This window comes from Streptomyces sichuanensis (genome assembly GCF_020328095.1).
GTDB lineage: Bacteria > Actinomycetota > Actinomycetes > Streptomycetales > Streptomycetaceae > Streptomyces > Streptomyces cinnamoneus.
Genome location: NZ_JAIXMK010000005.1, coordinates 1 through 17404, shown reverse-complemented (window position 1 = coordinate 17404; position 17404 = coordinate 1). Strand labels below are relative to the sequence as shown.

16 protein-coding genes are annotated in these 17404 nt (G+C 71.9%); 9 read left to right on the top strand and 7 right to left on the bottom strand.

What is annotated here, in order from left to right:
* The gene (locus tag LE181_RS03280; protein ID WP_225659385.1) at positions 1–2547 is read right to left on the bottom strand and encodes a SpoIIE family protein phosphatase; all 2547 of its coding nucleotides are present in this window, start codon (positions 2545–2547) and stop codon (positions 1–3) included.
* A 72-nt stretch (positions 2548–2619) separates the two neighbouring features.
* Positions 2620–6141 (bottom strand): hybrid sensor histidine kinase/response regulator, encoded by a 3522-nt coding sequence (locus LE181_RS03275; protein ID WP_225659384.1) that lies wholly within the window; start codon positions 6139–6141, stop codon positions 2620–2622.
* Positions 6142–6432: 291 nt separating this feature from the next.
* On the opposite strand from LE181_RS03275, the gene LE181_RS03270 reads away from it, so the two are divergent.
* Positions 6433–6732, top strand: a complete 300-nt coding sequence (locus tag LE181_RS03270) for a hypothetical protein (RefSeq protein ID WP_225659383.1) — start codon at positions 6433–6435, stop codon at positions 6730–6732.
* Positions 6729–6968, top strand: coding sequence for a hypothetical protein (locus LE181_RS03265; protein ID WP_225659382.1), 240 nt, complete (start codon positions 6729–6731; stop codon positions 6966–6968). The genes LE181_RS03270 and LE181_RS03265 overlap by 4 nt, the downstream gene beginning before the upstream one ends.
* Before the next feature lie 772 nt (positions 6969–7740).
* Here the strand turns inward: LE181_RS03265 and LE181_RS03260 are convergent.
* Positions 7741–7968 (bottom strand): hypothetical protein, encoded by a 228-nt coding sequence (locus tag LE181_RS03260; protein WP_225659381.1) that lies wholly within the window; start codon positions 7966–7968, stop codon positions 7741–7743.
* A gap of 359 nt (positions 7969–8327) precedes the next feature.
* Here LE181_RS03260 and LE181_RS03255 point away from each other — a divergent pair, with 359 nt between their 5' ends.
* The gene (locus LE181_RS03255; RefSeq protein WP_225659380.1) at positions 8328–8663 is read left to right on the top strand and encodes a DUF6083 domain-containing protein; all 336 of its coding nucleotides are present in this window, start codon (positions 8328–8330) and stop codon (positions 8661–8663) included.
* A 50-nt stretch (positions 8664–8713) separates the two neighbouring features.
* Here the strand turns inward: LE181_RS03255 and LE181_RS32575 are convergent, their stop codons facing one another.
* From LE181_RS32575 to LE181_RS03245, 3 genes are all read right to left on the bottom strand, one after another.
* Positions 8714–8884: a DUF6907 domain-containing protein gene (locus tag LE181_RS32575; RefSeq protein WP_372458236.1), complete on the bottom strand. Its 171-nt coding sequence runs from the start codon at positions 8882–8884 to the stop codon at positions 8714–8716.
* A 69-nt stretch (positions 8885–8953) separates the two neighbouring features.
* Positions 8954–10060 (bottom strand): ABC transporter permease, encoded by a 1107-nt coding sequence (locus LE181_RS03250; protein ID WP_225659379.1) that lies wholly within the window; start codon positions 10058–10060, stop codon positions 8954–8956.
* 61 nt (positions 10061–10121) lie between these two features.
* Positions 10122–11150 (bottom strand): ArsR/SmtB family transcription factor, encoded by a 1029-nt coding sequence (locus LE181_RS03245; protein ID WP_225659378.1) that lies wholly within the window; start codon positions 11148–11150, stop codon positions 10122–10124.
* Between the two features lie 186 nt (positions 11151–11336).
* Here LE181_RS03245 and LE181_RS03240 point away from each other — a divergent pair, with 186 nt between their 5' ends.
* The 5 genes from LE181_RS03240 to LE181_RS03220 all read left to right on the top strand — a co-directional run bounded on the left by LE181_RS03240 (position 11337) and on the right by LE181_RS03220 (position 15711).
* Entirely contained in the window at positions 11337–12557 is a 1221-nt protein-coding gene (locus tag LE181_RS03240; RefSeq protein ID WP_372458234.1) for an alpha/beta hydrolase family protein, read from the top strand.
* A gap of 142 nt (positions 12558–12699) precedes the next feature.
* Positions 12700–13593 carry an RNA polymerase sigma factor SigF gene (locus LE181_RS03235; RefSeq protein ID WP_372458223.1) on the top strand — a complete coding sequence of 298 codons (894 nt, stop codon included), beginning with the start codon at positions 12700–12702 and terminating at the stop codon, positions 13591–13593.
* 141 nt (positions 13594–13734) lie between these two features.
* Complete coding sequence (locus tag LE181_RS03230; RefSeq protein WP_225659375.1) at positions 13735–14646, top strand: anti-sigma factor RsbA family regulatory protein; 912 nt, start codon at positions 13735–13737, stop codon at positions 14644–14646.
* A gap of 54 nt (positions 14647–14700) precedes the next feature.
* Positions 14701–15150, top strand: a complete 450-nt coding sequence (locus LE181_RS03225; protein WP_225659373.1) for an SRPBCC family protein — start codon at positions 14701–14703, stop codon at positions 15148–15150.
* Between the two features lie 120 nt (positions 15151–15270).
* Complete coding sequence (locus LE181_RS03220) at positions 15271–15711, top strand: hypothetical protein (RefSeq protein ID WP_225659372.1); 441 nt, start codon at positions 15271–15273, stop codon at positions 15709–15711.
* On the opposite strand, the gene LE181_RS03215 is transcribed toward LE181_RS03220, so the two are convergent.
* The gene (locus tag LE181_RS03215) at positions 15692–16180 is read right to left on the bottom strand and encodes a MarR family winged helix-turn-helix transcriptional regulator (RefSeq protein WP_225659370.1); all 489 of its coding nucleotides are present in this window, start codon (positions 16178–16180) and stop codon (positions 15692–15694) included. The genes LE181_RS03220 and LE181_RS03215 overlap by 20 nt on opposite strands.
* 150 nt (positions 16181–16330) lie before the next feature.
* Between LE181_RS03215 and LE181_RS03210 the strand changes: the two genes are divergently transcribed.
* Complete coding sequence (locus LE181_RS03210) at positions 16331–17362, top strand: hypothetical protein (protein WP_225659369.1); 1032 nt, start codon at positions 16331–16333, stop codon at positions 17360–17362.
* Positions 17363–17404 lie beyond the last annotated feature (42 nt).

The following is a 17404-nucleotide window of genomic DNA, read 5'->3' as shown; positions in this document are numbered from 1 at the left end:
TCAGCGCAGTTGCATGCCGATGACGCAGGTGTCGTCGTCGGTGTCGGCGCTGCTGCGGGACAGCAGCTTGTCCAGGCGCTGTTCGAGGGTGTCGGTGGAGCAGTCGCCGGTCGTCAGGAGCTGGCGCTGCGCGTCGTGCAGCGAACGGTCCTTGCACTCGATGAGCCCGTCCGTGTACATGAGCAGGACGTCCTCCGGTTCCAGTTGGAGCCGGCTCTCCTCGTACCGCGTCTCGGGCACCGCGCCGAGGAGGAGGCCCTTGATGAGCGGGAGGGCGTCCGCGTGGCCCCGGCGGATCAGCACCGGCGGCAGGTGCCCGGCCCTCGCCCAGCTCAGGACGCGGCTCGCGGGGTCGTAGAGGCCGCAGACGGCGGTGGCGGTGACGCGTTCGGTGAGGTGGAACGTCACCACGTTCAGCCAGGCGAGGAGTTGGGCCGGGCCGGCGCCGGTCGCGGCGAGGCCGCGCAGGGCGTTGCGGAGGACGACCATGTCCGTGGCCGCGTCGATGCCGTGTCCGGCGACGTCCCCGACGCACAGCAGGGTCTGCCCGGTGGGCAGGGTGGCGACGTCGTACCAGTCGCCGCCCACGAGGTGGTCCTTCTCCGCGGGGCGGTAGCGCACCGCGATGTGCAGGTGCGGGGTGTCCATCGGGCCGCGCGCGGGCGGCATGATGGCGTGCTGCAGTTGCAGCGTCAGGCGGTTGCGCTCGGCGGCCTGCTGTTCGGTGTGGGCGAGCTGGTCCCTGGTGGCGGCCAGGGCGACCTCGGTCCAGTGCTGGGCGGAGATGTCCTGGTAGGCGCCCCGCACGGCGAGCAGCCGGCCGGCTGCGTCGAGGACGGGCTCGCCGACGATGCGGATGTGCCGGGCGATGCCGTCGGGCCTGCGCAGCCGGAAGTCGGTGGAGGCGGGGCGGCGGTGGTGCAGGAGGGTGCGCAGGAACCGGCCGATGGTCGCGGAGTCGTCGGGGTGGGCGAAGGCCGGCAGCTGTTCGAGGGGCACGGGCCGCGCGGTGGAGGGCAGTCCGTAGAAGGAGAACAGCTGCTGGTTCCAGGTGATCTCGCCGGTCGTGGTGCTCTCCTCGAAACCGCCGATGCGGCCGAGGCGCTGGGCGTGCTGCAGGAGGTTGGCGAGCCGTACCGCCTCGTCCTCGACCCGCCAGACGAGCAGCAGGCAGGTGCCGTGGCGGCTGATGCTGATGTCGGCGAGGGAGGTGACCGGTATCTGGTGGTCGACGACGGTGGTGAGGGTGATGCGCTCGGCCCGGAACGGTTCACCGGTGGCGTGGACGCGCTCGATCGTGTGGAACAGTCCCTCGTGGCCCGCGGCCATCGGGTACGCCTCCAGCAGCAGGGCACCGGTGACCGCGCCCGCGGGCCGGCCGAGGGGGTCCACGAAGTGACGGTTGACGTGGTGGATGCGGAAGTCGCCGAGCCTGCCGTGTGCGTCGAGGGCCGGGAGCAGGACGAGGGCGGGGTCACGGATGCCGTCGGCGAGGTCGACGAGCTCTCCGACGCCGCCGGCCGCGCAGGGCTGCAGGGCGGGGCAGGGACCGGCCGCGGCGGGTGAGGAGTGTTCGAGGGTGTGCGCGCACAGCTCGGCGAGGGCTTCGAGCTGGCGCCGGATCTGCGGAGACTGCGAGGGCAGGGGGCGGGGCCAGCAGATCTCCAGCACGCCCAGGATGCGCCCGCCGGCTTCGGCGGGGACGGCCACGCGGCCGCCGTCGGGGAGTTCGCGGTGTCCGACGGACGGCAGGCAGGCGTCCTTGAGCACCGGGAAGGACACCTGGCGCCGCTCGGTGAGGGCGCGCCGGGCGGGGGTGGCCACGGCGGGAGGCACGTAGTGCCAGCGTGCTGCTTCCTCCGCCGGAAGTCCGGCGCATCCCGCCAGGGCGAGGGAGGCGTCGGTCCGCGCGGCCCACACGGCGACGGCGACCGCGCCCAACGGGGCGAGGGCGTGGGCCAGCAGTGATTCGGCGACCGCCTGGGTGTCATCGGCGGCGAGCGCGCCGCTCTCGGCGGTGCGCAGCCGGACCGCCACGGACGGGACCGCGGTGGCTCCTCGTCCCGTCGCCCGGGCAGTCGTCCCGCCGGCCGTTCCGCCGGCCGTCCTTCCGGCCGTTCCGTCGGCCGCGGGCGGGACGGCGCCGACGTCGGCGATGAAGCTCGCGGTCACCTCGGCGAGGCGGTCGTGGGCGGCCTGGCTGATGATGTCGGCGGCCAGTTCCAGGCGGGTGACGCCGGCCCGGGCTGACAGGGAGGCCAGCTGACGGTCCGCCTGCACCGGGCCGCACCGCAGGCGTTCGACCAGGATGCCCTTGGCCATTTCGATGAGGGCCCGGCCGTCCGCCGCCGCGTGGGCCTCGCGCACTTCACGGCGCAGCCGGTCGACGGTGTCGGCCAGCCGGCCCAGGGCCGAGGCGGTGCCCCCGGAACCGCCCGGGCCGCCGCCTCCCGCCGGGCCGTCGGGGCCGCCGGGCCGGGCCCGTTCGTCGTCGGGGGCCGCGTTGCTCCGCTGCTCGCTGCGCTCGGGCTGTCGGGGGGTGACCACGTGGCTGCTCCTCGTCGTGGCGACGGTGTCGGCCCGGGGCGGGTACCCCGAACGACCCGTAGGGCGGAGGGTCTACACGTTCAGCGAGCGGTGGATGCAGGCGATCAGGTCGTCGGCGTCGAGGGGTTTGGTGATGTAGGCGCTCGCCCCGGAGGCCAGTGCCTTCTCCCGGTCTCCGGGCATGGCCTTGGCCGTGACGGCCACGACCGGCAGGTCCGCGTGGCGGGGCATGGCCCGGATGGCGGCCGTGGCCGTGTAGCCGTCCATTTCCGGCATCATCACGTCCATCAGCACGATGTCGGTCTCCGGGTGCCGCTGCAGGGTCTCGATGCCGGTGCGGCCGTTCTCCGCGTGCAGGACGCGCATGCCCTGCAGTTCGAGGATCCCGGTGAGCGCGTAGACGTTGCGGGCGTCGTCGTCGACGACGAGCACGGTCCGCCCGGCCAGGTCACCGCCTTCCGCCGGCGGCCCGGCCTGTGCGGCGGTGTCCTCGCGGACCGGGGGCAGGACTTCGCCGGGGCCGCCGGCGGACAGGTGCAAGGTGATGCGTTCGCGCAGTCCGTCGAGGCTGGAGAGCAGTTCGACCGGCCGGTTGGCGGCGTGCTCCCGGAAGGCTCGTTCCCGGGCGGCGTCCAGGCGGTGGCCGTTGTGCGCCAGGACGGGGACGCTGCTCAGCGCGGGATCGCCGTCCATGGCCTCCAGGAGGCGCAGGGCCGCCCCGGTCGGCATGCCGGCCTCCAGCACCACGCAGTGACACGGTCCGGTGGCGAGCGAGGCCGCCGCCTCCTGGGCGTTGACGGCCGTGACGACCTCGGCCGTGACGATCGCGGTCGGGACGACCTCGGTCGGGACGGCTTCGACCGGTACGGTCCGGCCGGGTGTCCGTGTCCGCCGGCTGTCGGCGAGGTCGGCCACGGCGCTCTCGGCGACCAGGGACAGCAGGCCGCGCGGGCGTTCCTCCATCACCAGCACCCTGCGGCGGGCGGGCACGGGAGCGGTGGTGAGGGCGGCCGGTGCGTCCGTGCCGTCGGCGTCCACGGCTTGCTCGGGGCCGCCCGTCTGCGGTGCGGTGCTCCTCTCCTGGAAGTCCGGGCGGGCGACGGGCAGGTAGAGGGTGAAGGTGCTGCCCTGCCCGAGGGTGCTGCGGGCCGTGACGGCGCCGCCGAGCAGGTAGGCGATCTCGCGGCTGATGGACAGGCCCAGCCCCGTCCCGCCGTAGGTGCGGCTGGTGGTGCCGTCCGACTGCTGGAAGGCGCCGAAGACGGTCTCCAGCTGGTGTTCGGCTATGCCGATGCCGGTGTCCTTCACCTCGAAGGCGATGACGGGTCCGCCGCGGTGGACGGGGTCGGGCAGCTGCGCCTCGCCGACGGGAACGATCCGCAGCTCGACGCCGCCCTCCTCGGTGAACTTGACGGCGTTGGAGAGCAGGTTGCGCAGGACCTGCCGCAGCCGGGAGTCGTCGGTGAGGACGTCGGCCGGCAGCCCGGGTCCCGTGGTGATCCGGAAGTCCAGGCCCTTCTGTGCCGTCATGGGGCGGAAGGTGGCCTCGACGTACTCCAGCAGGTGGCGCAGCGGGACCCGTTCGGGCGTGATGTCCATCTTGCCGGCCTCGACCTTCGACAGGTCGAGGATGTCGTTGATCAGCTGCAGCAGGTCGGAACCGGCGGAGTGGATGATGCCGGCGTATTCGACCTGCTTGGCGGTGAGGTTCCTGGTGGGGTTCTGGGCCAGCAACTGGGCCAGAATGAGCAGGCTGTTGAGCGGGGTCCGCAGTTCGTGGCTCATGTTGGCCAGGAACTCCGACTTGTACGTGGAGGCCAGGGACAGCTGCTGGGCCCGCTCCTCCAGTTCCTGGCGGGCCTGCTCGATCTCCAGGTTCTTGTGCTCGATGTCGCGGTTCTGGGAGGCGAGCAGCGCCGCCTTCTCCTCCAGCTCGGCGTTGGAGCGCTGGAGTTCGTCCTGCTGGACCTGGAGCTCCTCCGAGCGGGCGCGCAGCTCCGCGGCGAGGCGCTGGGACTCGGCGAGCAGCTCGTCGGTGCGGGCGTTGGCCAGGATGGTGTTGACGTTGACGCCGACGTTCTCCATCAGCTGGTCGAGGAAGTCGCGGTGTACAGGCGTGAACGCTGTCACCGAGGCCAGCTCGATGACGCCCAGCACCTGGTCCTCGGCGACGATGGGCAGCACGATCAGGCTGGCCGGGTCGGCGCGGCCCAGCCCCGAGCCGATGGTGACGTAGCCGGCCGGCAGCCCGTCGACGACGATGGTGCGCCGGCTGCGGGCGGCCTGGCCGACCAGCGTACGCCCCATGGGGATGCAGGGCGGGCGTTCGGCGTCGTCGGGGTAGCCGTAGGAGCCGATGAGGCGGAGGACGGTGCCGGTCGCGTCCTCCTCGACGAGGTGGAAGGCGCCGTACTGGGCGTCGACGAGGGGCGTGAGCTCGTCCATGATCAGCTCGGCGACCGCGGCGAGGTCGCGGTGGCCCTGCATGAGTCCGGAGACGCGGGCCAGGTTGGACTTGAGCCAGTCCTGTTCCTGGTTGGCGCGGGTGGTCTCGCGCAGCGACCCGACCATGGAGTTGATGTTGTCCTTGAGCTCGGCCACCTCGCCCGAGGCGTCGACGGTGATGGACCGGGTCAGGTCCCCCTCGGCGACGGCGCTCGCGACCTCCGCGATGGCCCGTACCTGGCGGGTCAGGTTGCCGGCCAGCTCGTTGACGTTGTCGGTCAGCCGCTTCCAGGTGCCGGAGACGCCCTCGACCTCGGCCTGGCCGCCGAGCCGGCCCTCGCTGCCGACCTCGCGGGCCACGCGGGTGACTTCGGAGGCGAAGGCGGAGAGCTGGTCGACCATCGTGTTGATGGTCTCCTTCAGCTCCAGGATCTCGCCGCGGGCGTCGACGTCGATCTTCTTCGACAGGTCTCCCCTGGCGACGGCCGTGGTCACCTGGGCGATGTTGCGCACCTGGTTGGTCAGGTTGTTCGCCATCGAGTTGACGTGGTCGGTGAGGTCCTTCCAGGTGCCCGCGACGTTGGGCACCCGGGCCTGGCCTCCGAGGATGCCCTCGGTGCCCACCTCACGTGCCACGCGCGTCACTTCGTCGGCGAACGCGGACAGGGTGTCCACCATGACGTTGATGACCCCGGCGAGCGCGGCGACCTCGCCCTTCGCCTCGACGGTGATCTTCTGCGAGAGGTCGCCGCGGGCCACGGCCGTGGCGACCTGGGCGATGGAACGCACCTGGCCGGTGAGGTTGGAGGCCATGACGTTGACGTTGTCCGTCAGGTCCCGCCACGTGCCCGAGACGCCCTTGACGTCGGCCTGACCGCCCAGGATGCCCTCGCTGCCGACCTCGCGGGCCACGCGCGTGACTTCGGAGGTGAACAGCGACAGCTGGTCGACCATCCCGTTGAAGACGGTGGCTATCTCCCCGAGCAGCCCTTCGCCGCCGTCCGGCAGCCGGATCCCGAAGTCCCCGTCGCGCACGGCGGTCAGTCCCGCCAGCAGTTGCCGCAGTTCCGGCTCCACGGGATCGCCGGCGGCGCGGGACGTCCCTCCGCGGGGCCCGGGCAAGCAGTCGTCCAGCGTGCTGTCGCTCATGTACCAGCCTCGTTCCGCTCGTCCGACCCACGGTGAAGAGGAAAGGCGCCCACACGCACCGGCCCGTCACATCGGTGCCGGCCAACGGACGGGGGCCCGGACCGACCGGTACGACATACGCCGTTGCGAGGCTATCGCAGGTGAACCCACCCGGCGCGATCCCTTGGCACGAGCGGCAGATGACGTTCGGCGAGCCATGGACCGGCAACACGGCAAGCGGGCCATCGGACACGCCCGTGACACCACCTGCGATATCGTGAAGCACGCGAGCAGCCGACGCCTGGAGGACCCGTGAGCACCAACCTGCCGTGGACCATCGACAGCATCGCGCACGCCCTCCCCCACCCCGAGCTCCGCGCCACCTTCATGCGCGAAGCCACCTTCACGGACGTCCGCAACCTGCCGGGCATCCTCGACCGTTGGGTCCGGTTCATCGAGGACTTCGAAGCCGGCCGGGACCGAGTCGAGCACCTGCGGACGCTGGTCCGGGAGAACGGCCGGCTTCCCGAGACCTACACCGCTGATCTCATCGCCGTGAGTGAGGGCGAGCTCCGTGCCGCCGCCGACCACGGCAGCCGAGGTGCCGCGTGACCCATCGGCTCCACATCGACCCGAGCCTCCACGCCACCTACAAGAGCCTCCCCGACGACGCTCGCCGCGACCTCGCCGTCTGTCTGCTCGACGCCCTCGCCGACCCCATCGCCCACTCCGCCCCGTACGGCATGGACGACGGCGTCTTCCGCACCATCGCCCACGGCCACACTGCCGGCGTCATCCTCATCGGCGACGACACCATCACGCTGGTTCAGATCAACTGCGTGGGCTGAACCCCGAGACACATGAAGGCCACCGCCCACGCTCCGGGCGGGGGCCTTCTTTCACATCAGGACTTCGACGCTGCGATGTCGCGTCCTTCGGCGCGACTGCTCCTTGTGTTGTCCGTTGGAGCTTGCACCAAATGGATGAATGCCGGGAGCCTCAACTGTTGATCGGGATGATCTTGTTGCAAATCTGGTAAGCCAGTAGCTGCGGGTTCGACTTACTCAGAAGCCCTATCGAGACCGCTACCTGACAGTAGTAGTTGAGGAGACTGCGGGCACTCGGGTATCCCGCGAGACATTGAATCTTCGTGAGGATCGGCTTCCCCGCACAAGGATCTGGTGCTGCCGGTGCTGCGTGCGCCGACATAGGCGCGAACAGGCAGACTGACACGGCCAGAGCCAAGCCGAGGAAGACGCCGATCAGCCGCTTGGCACGCATAATGATCGCCACCAAGGGGTGAGGGCGATATGGCCAGTGGCCCGAAAGGGCCATTTTATCCTTTCTTCCGGGATACGCGAACTCATCGGATTTGTCGACCTGGGCAGCTCACTGTGAGAACTTCCGCTAACGATGGGCGGAGACTTCGCCATCAGCCCGGTCAACGAACTGCGGCACGCCCACCGGGGCCACCAGCCCTTGAGCAGCATCTAGAACCGCGGCCACCAGCGGCAGGTCGAGCGACCCCGGCGACAGGTCCGCGTACCGACCGTCCACCGCCTCGAAACCCAGCACATTCCAGCCGTCAGCCTCGACCTGCCACAGCAGGCGAGGACTCGCCTACGTCACCAGCGTGTTGACCGCAACCTCCCTTGCCTGCGCCGCCCGGCCACGCTCATCGCCCACCGGCACGCCCTTCACGAACACCCGGCCCGCCGCGGTCCGCAACACCGCAGTGAACGAGCAGGTGGTCCCATGCGGCACGACCTCAACCGCCACCACGGGTCCCGCCTCTGCCACCACAGCCGCCCGCACACCTGCCGGCAACCCCGCCCAGTCAGTACGCACCACGCCTCCCCGACACAAAAACGGGGGCCGCAACCGCGACCCCCGCCATGACCCACAGCGGACCACTGCCCTTTCTGCGTCGCACCGCACTTCGAGCAACGCGCCTTACCGCTCCACTCACACCAATCGTGGTCACACTCCGCCATCGCACTCACCCTCTTCCACAGCCCGAACGACCCCGGCTCCCCGACGGGCCGGGAAACTTTGACAAGACCGCCCCACCAGCCAGCCGTCGTGTACACGACCGGGCCCGGCGACACCCCGCGGGCTGATTACCAGCCCACTCATACCTACGACCACCAGCAAAACGGCCAGCGAATCCCTGACCCCGGCAAGATCGAACCGGCAAGCTGCCTCAGATGGGGGTCACCTACGAACCAAGCGAAAGCGACACCACCGCACCGTCACCGCACTGCCCCGATTGCACATCCCTCCAAGACCTGCACCAGACCCAGCACCACCGGTACGTCCTGCTTGAGCACCAACGCCAGCTGCCAGCCCGGTGGACCGTCCTGTCCGACGGCACAGCCATCAACAGCGCAGGACCCGAAGCCGCCTACTGCCGCATCCCGCACGCGATCGTCTGCCCCTGCGGCAAACCGCCCGGCAACGACACACCCGCACTCAAAGCCCTCTGGGAGTACAACTCCGGCCTGACAGCACACTTCAATCCGCCCACAGCCGAAGCCGGCTGAACCCTGCAGCCGGGGCAGCCTTCCGCCGCCCCGGCCCCCCAGCAAGGCCCTCACCCCATCCGCCGCCGCAGCACCCGCAGAGAGTCCACGAACGCCTGTGCCTGCGCGATGAGGGCGTCCGCCTCGGCCGCCGACAAGTCGATGTCCGTCTCGCCCTGTACGCAGAGCCGCGTCTCACCCAGCTCGGCGCCCTCGTCCGACCAGACCAGCTCCGCACGCAGCGCGCTAGATCGCTACATCAAACTGTAAGAAACTGCAGCGAACGCTCGACTTCCCCCCTTTCCGCCCCCTCACCCCGCCGGCGCACCCGCTGTCGCGGGTCCCTCCCGGCCGCCCGGGTGGCGGTGGCGCCAGGTCCAGAAGACGGTGCAGGAGACGGCGGACCAGGCCGCCAGGACCGCGAAGGGGAAGACGTGCTGGTGGCCGCCGAAGTAGACGGCCGTGTGCTGGGCGTTGATGGAGGCGCCAGGGGGGAGCCAGCGGCCGATCTCGCCGAGGAGTGAGGGCAGCAGGGGCCAGGAGACCGCGCCGCCGGAGGAGGGGTTGCCCAGCAGGACCAGCAGGCCCCACGTGGGCAGCATCGCCCACCGCCCGATCAGGGTGTTGAACATGGTGAAGACCATGCCCGACGTGAACATCGTCAGGGCCAGGATCAGCCAGGACTCCGCGAACGGCAGACGCAGCGCGCCCAGTCCCCAGTCGACGACCGCCGCGATGGTGAATCCGCCCAGCAGTGCGTAGCCGGCGGTGCAGGCGATGCGTTCGGCCGGGTTGAGTTCGCGGGCGTGGACGCTGAGCTGGATGGCACCGACGAAGCCGACGATCACTGCGGCGAGGGTGAGGTAGAAGAGGGCGAGGCCGCGCGGGTCGCCTTCCTGCAGGGGGGTGACGTCCCGCACGGTCACCGGCACGCCCATGGCCTTGCCGACGCGGGGCGCCGTCTCGGCGAGCAGCTGGGCGACGGTGGCGCCGGAGGCACCGGAGACGTCCAGTTCGGCCGTGCCGGGGCGTTCCTGGAGGATGGCGTAGACCCGCTGCTCGTCCACCGCGTTCCGGGCGGCCTCGTACGTGTCGTAGTGGTGCAGTGTCAGCTCGGCCCCGAGCGCCTCTTCCATGCCCTGGACGAATTCCGCCCGCTTGACCTCGGATGCCGGCACGCCGGTGACAGCGGTGGGGACGCTGTGCGGCGTCGGATTGGCCATGGCGTAGGTGTACGAGCCGGCGAAGAGGCCGGCGGCCGCGGCCACGATGAGGACGAGCACCGTGGCCGGGAAGAACGGCGAGTGGCGGAAGGCCCTCCACCGCTCACCGGCACGGGGCCGCCTGCCGGCGGAGGCAGGGGCGGAGGACGTCCGGGCGCCGGAGCCGGGGCCGTCGCCGTCGCTCGTTCCACCCATACGAGCACCATAAGCAGCCGGGGAGGATGTCGCAGATCATGGCAGGCAGCCGCCGGCCGGGTCACCGGCGCGGGCGCGGCGAGCTCCGGACGCCGGCGTCCCCGGGGCGGGGGATCGCTCCGCCCCGCTGCACCAGCAGGGCGCCCAGCGCGGTGCGCCGGTGCAGGACCGCGCGTCCGGCGCGGGCCGTGCTGATCAGGCCCGCGCCGCGCAGGGCCGTGGCATGGGCGGAAACGGTGGCGTTGCTGACGCCCAGCCGGCGGGCGAGCCCACTGGTGGTGTGCTCGTCCACGAGCAGGATCAGCATGTCGAGACGGGTGCGCCCGAGGACCCCGGCCAACGCCTCCTCGGTGCCACCGGCACCACCCGCCCCGGCCGGGGAGAGCGGCAGGCCCGGACCGGCCGCATAGGTGACGTGGAGGGGGCGGCCCGGCAGGTCGGCGACGAGGGGGTGGCCGGTCCAGTGGAAGGTGGGGACGAGCACCAGCCCGCGGCCGCACAGCCTGACGTCCCGTTCCCCGGGTCCCTCGACCTCCCACACGCCGTCGTGGAGCCGGCTGCCGGGCGCGAGTGCGGCGAGCGCGGCGCCGATGCCGTGCTCGGCGGTCACCAGCGCATGGCGGGCGAACTCCTTGTGGTGCAGGTCCTGCACCAGGGGCCACACGGGGCGCAGGATCGTCTCGAACGCCGTCTGCTGCGCGCGGCGCAGGACGTGCCAGGCGTCGGCGTCCCCGCGGTGCAGGCCGCGGATCCACAGCGGGGCCGGTGCCGCACGACGGGCGTACACGCGCTCGATTTCGGCGCGGACCAGGTCCGGGGGCGACGCCCGGACGATGTCCAGCCCCTCCGTCAGCGTGTCGCTGAACACGTCGATGAACGCCGGGGCCTCGTGCGCGGGAACGAGGTCCGCCAGCGGGTCCACGGCGGCCGGCAGGGTCCGGAGCAGCCGCTGTCTCCAGCGGCCGTAGAGCAGCTCGTCATCACGGACGCACATCTTCAGCAGGGCCGTGTTCAGCTCCTGCAGCGGCGCCGGCCGGGGCGCGAACCGGACGCCGGCGAGGTCCGCTGCCGTGAAGTGGATCCGGATCACTACGCTCCCTGACGGCCCCGCACCATCGTTTCGGCCAGGGCCTCAACCTTCGCCCGCGCTCCCCGCCCCGCGCCAGCATTCAGGTCATGCCCCCGTCATTCAAGGCAGGGGCCACCGGCAGGCGCAAGGACCGGCGTCACACAGCCACACACGTCACACAGCCACAAGGGGAGAGTCATGCATCGAATGGTCGATCGGCGCACCGTCACCAAGTCCGCCGTCGCAGCGGCCGCGCTGCTGTTCACGGGCGCCGGCGCCGCGCAGGCCCGGGCAGCGGGCGGGGCGGGCCCCGCCGGTGCCGTCACCCTGCGGCTGCCGGCGCCGACCGGCCCCCACCGGATCGGTGTCACCACGCTGCACCTGGTCGACCGCTCCCGGCGCGACCCCTGGGAGAGCGCCATCCCCGTCCGCGAGGTGATGACCACCGTCTTCTACCCGGCCCGGTCCGTCCAGGGCTGTCCGGTCGCCCGTCAGATGACCGCCGACGCCGCCCGGTCGTTCGTGGAGTCCGGCCACGCAGTGCACCGGGAGGTGCCGGGGACCGGCGTGGACTGGGCGGCCACCGCGACCCACGCGCACACGAACGCACCCGCACAGGCCGTTCGACGCCCCGTCCTGCTGTACAGCCCGGGCGGCGGCGATCCCCGCACGCTGGGCACCGGGCTCGCCGAAGAGCTGGCGAGCCGCGGGTACGTGGTGGTGACCATCGATCACCCCGGTGACGCCAGTGAGGTGGACTTCCCCACCGCGACGGCCCACCGGGAGAAGCTGCGCCCCACCGTCCTGCGCGGAGCGCCCACACCGGAGTTCTTCCGCACCATGATCAGCACACGGATCGCGGACACCCGCTTCGTCCTGGACCGGCTCGAAGCGCTGGCGGCCGGGCACAACCCCGACGCGGAGGGCCGGCCGTTGCCGCCGGGCCTCGGCCGGGCGCTCGACCTGCGGCGCGTGGGCGTGTACGGCCACTCGGCGGGTGGCACGACCGCCGCGGAAGTCCTGTACGAGGACCGCCGCGTCCGCGCGGCGGTCGACCTGGAGGGGTACCTCGACTACCCGCCGGACGCGTCCGGCCGGGAAGGGGAGCTGTTCCCGGTCGCCCGCGACGGGGTGGACCGGCCGCTCCTGCTGCTGGGGACCGACGGCTTCCGTGACGAGCGGTTCAACCGCTCCTGGTCGGCCATGCTCGCCCACCCCCGGGGGCGCACCCGCCGGGGACGGCTCCGCAACGCCACGCACTGGGTGTTCACCGACTACGCCGCCCTGGCGCCCCAGTTGCAGGCCGCCGGGCTGATGACGGCCGGGGACCGGGGCACACTGGTCGGGGCGATCGATCCCGCCACCTCGGTGCCCTCGGTGCGCGGTTGCGTCCACTCCTTCTTCGCCCGGCACCTGCCGTCGCACTGACCACCCGTCCCTCCCCGGATCTCATCCGCCCGCCGGAGCCCCCCTCTTCCGGCCCGCTGCAGAAATTCGCTCCGCAGGGGAATGAGGAACCGGCTGACGGGCAGAAGCCGGACCGACAGCAGAGCAAAGGAGGGGTGTGCGCGTGACCACCACACATGCGACGCGGTCGGCAAGGACCGAGAGGACCAGCACACGGGGCGAGGCGGGGACGGAGACCGGCGTGCTGCCGGAGATCGCGGACCCGGCCGGCCTCGACCCGCGGGACGCCCGGTCCCTGACCAAGCTGTTCCTGGACCGGCTGACGGTTCTTGAGGAGGGAACGCACGAATACCAGTACGTGCGCAACACCCTCATAGAGATGAACCTGTCGCTCGTCCGCTTCGTCGCCGGCCGCTTCCGGTCACGTGCCGAACAGATGGAGGACATCGTCCAGGTCGGCACCATCGGCCTCATCAAGGCGATCGACCGCTTCGACCTGACGCGGGAGGTGGAGTTCACCACCTTCGCCATCCCCTACGTCACCGGCGAGATCAAGCGCTTCTTCCGCGACACCAGCTGGGCCGTCCACGTGCCCCGGCGGCTGCAGGAGCTGCGGGTCGAGCTGGCCAGGGCGACCGACGAGCTCTCCAGCCGCCTCGGCCGCTCCCCCAGCGTCAAGGAGCTGGCCGAGGTGATGGACCTCTCCGAGGAGGAGATCGTCGAGGCCCAGATCGCCAGCAACGGTTACCGGGCCAACTCCCTGGACATGCCCACCGACGAGGACGCACCGCAGCGCGGCCGCACCGGCGCGCGCCCCTGGTCCGACCGCATCGGGACGACCGACGAGAACCTGGAGAAGGTCGAGAACATCCAGGTCCTCAAGCAGCTGCTGCCCGGCCTCGACGGGCGGGAGCGGGAGATACTCCGGATGCGCTTCGGCGAGGAGATGACGCAGTCCCGGATCGGGGAGGAGCTGGGCATCTCCCAGATGCACGTCTCCCGGCTGCTCAGCCGTACGCTCGCCAAACTCCGCGGGCACCTGCTCACCGAGCAGTGACCCCGGCCGCGGTGCGGGAGAGGTACCGGTTCCATGATGTCGGCCCCCACCGCCCTGATTGCACCCCATCCTGGGAGGGCACTGGTCCGGCGTGTGGGTGAGCGGGGTGACGGAGTGAGGGAAGCGACGGCGGGTGCGGAGGTGTTCACACACCCGGCGCTGTTCTACCGCGACCAGTTCGAGTACCTGTCGGCCAACGTGGCGTTCGTCCGGGCCGGGCTGGAGGCCGGGGACCCGGTCGCGGTGGCCGTCCCCGAGGACAACCTGAAGCTGTTGCGTGGGGAACTCGGCAAGGACGGGTCGGGCGTGACGTTCGTGGACATGCAGCAGGCCGGGCGCAACCCGGGCAGAATCATCCCCCGGGTGCTGCTGGCCTTCGCCGACGCCCACCCCGGCCGGCACGTCCGCCTCATCGGCGAACCGATCTGGGCCGGCCGCTCGCCCACCGAGTACCCCGCCTGCGCCCAGCACGAGGCCCTGATCAACCACGCGTTCACCGGCCGCCGGGTCACCATCCTGTGCCCGTACGACGCGTCCCGGCTCGCCCCCCACGTGCTGACGGACGCCCACGCCACCCACCCCGTCGTCATCAGCGGCGGGGTGGAGCTCGTCAGCGGGTCCTACGCACCGGACGGGGTCATCGCCGCGTACAACGAGCCGCTGCCGGGCCCGCCCGACGAGCCGGTGTTCTCGTTCTCCTTCGACGGCGACCTCCTTCCCGACGCCCGCCACCTCGTCCTCGAACGCGCCGTCGCGCTGGGCCTGGCGCCCGGCCGCCGCGACGACTTCGCCCTGGCCGTCGCCGAGCTGACGACGAACAGCGTCCTGCACGGCGGCGGCCGCGGCACCGTGCGGATCTGGGCCGATGCGGAGCACGTCGTGTGGGAGGTCGAGGACCGCGGCCACATCGGCGACCCGCTGGCCGGCCGGTGCCCGCCCCCACCGGACCGGCCGGGCGGCCGCGGCCTGCTCCTGGTGCACTTCCTCAGCGACCTCGTCCGCACCCACACCGTGCCCGGCTCCACCACCACGCGCTGCTACCTGCGGCGCTGACGTGCACGCGCGCCGGGCCGGGGCCCCGCCCGCGCCGCTGGCTACGATGCGGCCATGACGCCCTTCCTCGTCCGGCACGACTGCCGGTTGTCCGCCGACGAGGCGTGGCGGCGGCTGACCGACTGGGCGCGCCACGCGGACCATGTGCCGCTCACCCGCATCGTCGTGACGACGACACCGCCGACGGGCGTGGGGACGCGCTTCGTGGCGCGGACCGGGGCGGGCCGGGCGGTCGTCGACGACGTCATGGAGGTCGTGCGCTGGCAACCGCCCTCCGGCGCCAGTCCCGGCCGCTGCCGACTGGAGAAACGCGGTGCGGTGATCACCGGCTGGGCCGAACTGGAGGTGGGCCCGCGCGACGCGGGCCCCCGGGCGGCGGGCTCGTACGTCGTCTGGCGGGAGGCGCTGCGCGTCAAGGGGCAGCCGCGCCTGGCCGACCCCCTGATGAATCGGTGCGGCCGCCTGGTCTTCGGCCGCGTGGTGCGGCGCCTGCTGGGCGAGTGAGACGGGCGCGCCGGGGCGGGGGGGGGTGCGCAGGATGGCGTGAAAAGGGGGCGGCGGCGGAGCCGGCGGGCGTGTAGACGGGTCACCGACGGAAGCTCTCCGACGGGTTGAGGTGGCTACGTGAGAACCACGAGGTTTCCGACCGTTCCGTTCGTCCTGGGGCTGGCGCTGACCGCCGTGGCGGTCGCCGGGCCCGCGTCCGCGTCCGCGCCCGTATCCGCGTCGGCACCGGCGACCGTGCCCGCGGGAGAGGTGGTGCTGACGAACAAGGACCACGGCCGGACCGTGACGGTGAACAGCGGTGACGTCGTGACGGTCCGGCTCGCCGGGATCCGTGTCCCGGGGGCGACGTGGGTGTGGGGCAATCCGGTGACCGGCGACTTCTGGGTGCTCCTGCCGACCGGTTCCTCGGCGTCGCCGGACGGAGGCGTCACCGCGGACTTCCGGGCCGGGGAAGCCGGGACGACGACCGTCGACACCTACAGCAGGTGCGTTCCGGACGGCGGTCGCGTCTGTGCCCAGGTCATCGTCCCCTGGAAGGTCACGGTCGTCGTGAAGTGACCGGGGGTGCGGGCACCGGGGCCGGCCGGCCGTCCGCCGACGGGTCGTGGGCCGCCGCGTTGTACCGCAGGAGGTAGTCGGCGAAACGGCCGAGGTCGTCCTCGTTCCAGTCGGCGAGCCGCTCCTGGAAGGCCGCCAGCCGGCTGGCGGCGACCTCGGCCAGCGTCTCGGCACCCGCGGCCGTCAGGTGCAGCACCTGCACGCGCTGGTCGTCCGGGTCGACGCGGCGTTCGACCAGACCGAGGCGCTGCAGCGTGGCGACCTGGCGGCTGACCGTGGACTTGTCGAGCAGGTAGTGGGCGGCGAGGTCCGTCGCCCGGCAGCCCTGCTGGTCCTCCAGGTGGGCGAGCAGGGTGAAGGAGACGAGCGAGAGCTCGGGGTGCATGCGGGCGGCGGTGGCGCGGGCGCGCCGGGCGAACGCGGTCAGCTCGCGCTGGATGGTCGCCACGGATTCGTCACGGTGGGCCACGGGAGTTCCTCTCAAGGTCGTAGTTGTATAGTACAACCTCATGGGTGGGTTGTATTTGCCAACCATCGTGGTGGCGCGTACCGCCCGGCCCTTGACCACATCCTCTGCCCCCACCCCCTGCCCCACCGCCGACCTCCCGAGGAAACGCCGATGAGAAGCACGACCGGCGGCGCACTGCGTCACGTACTCGCCCACCTGCTCACCCCCCTCCTGATGTGCATCGGCATGGGCCTGGCCTACCTGGGCGCCTTCGCCCACCCGGCCCCGCACGACATGCCCGTCGCCGTCGTCGGGCAGGGAGCGGACGCCCGGGCCCTGGCCCGGACGATCGAGGACAAGGCCGGAGACCGTCTGGTGGTGCGGACGGTCGCCGACCGCACCGAGGCGATACGACAGCTCAAGGAACAGGACGTCTTCGGCGCCTACGTCCCCGACCGGCGCTCGCCCGAGCTGCTGATCGCCTCCGCCGGGTCGGACACCTCCGCCATGGCGGTCCAGAAGGTCTTCACGCCCGTCGCCCTGCACCAGGGCAGCCCGCTGAAGGTCACCGACGTCGTCCCGCCGGCCGAGGGCGACCCCACCGGCCAGGGCATCTTCTTCCTGCTCGTCGCGCTGAGCATCGGCTCGTACGCCTCCGTCGCCGTGATCGGCGGCGCGGGCGGGGCGCTGGCCATGCGGGCGCGTGTGACGTTGGCCGCAGCGATGTCGCTGGTGGTGAGCGTGATCGGCGTGGTCTTCGCCGGACCGGTCTTCCACCTGGTCGACCGGGGGCTGGCGGGGCTGTGGACGATGGCGTGGATCTACTCGGCGGGCATCCTGCTCGTCGGCACCGGGCTGCACACGTTCCTCAGGCGCTGGACCACGCTGGGCGTGATGGTGCTGTTCGTCATGCTGAACTTCACCACCGCCGGTGGCGTGTACCGGCCCGAGCTGCAGAACGGCTTCTTCGCGGCCCTGCACTCCTTCTGGAACGGCGCCGGCTTCGTCGAGGGCACGCGCAGCCTCGTCTACTTCGACGGCACGGGGCTCGGGCGGCACGTGTGGACGCTGGTGGCGTGGCTGGCCGCCGGTGTCGTCACGGTCGCCGTCGCCGCGGCCGTCGAGGCCCGGCGCGGCACGCCGGCGCCGGCAGTTCCCGCCCCCGCGGCGGAGGAGGAGATGGAGGAGGCGGTCGGGGTGTGACCCGGCCGACACGCCCGCCCGCCGGGCCGTTGCCCGGCGGGC

Excerpts from the sequence above, each read along its gene's own strand:
- LE181_RS03275 (WP_225659384.1), bottom strand. The coding sequence starts at position 6,141 with ATGAGCGACAGCACGCTGGACGACTGCTTGCCCGGGCCCCGCGGAGGG.
- LE181_RS03255 (WP_225659380.1), top strand. The coding sequence starts at position 8,328 with ATGGGGGTCACCTACGAACCAAGCGAAAGCGACACCACCGCACCGTCA.
- LE181_RS03250 (WP_225659379.1), bottom strand. The coding sequence starts at position 10,060 with ATGGGTGGAACGAGCGACGGCGACGGCCCCGGCTCCGGCGCCCGGACG.
- LE181_RS03240 (WP_372458234.1), top strand. The coding sequence starts at position 11,337 with ATGGTCGATCGGCGCACCGTCACCAAGTCCGCCGTCGCAGCGGCCGCG.
- LE181_RS03225 (WP_225659373.1), top strand. The coding sequence starts at position 14,701 with ATGACGCCCTTCCTCGTCCGGCACGACTGCCGGTTGTCCGCCGACGAG.
- LE181_RS03210 (WP_225659369.1), top strand. The coding sequence starts at position 16,331 with ATGAGAAGCACGACCGGCGGCGCACTGCGTCACGTACTCGCCCACCTG.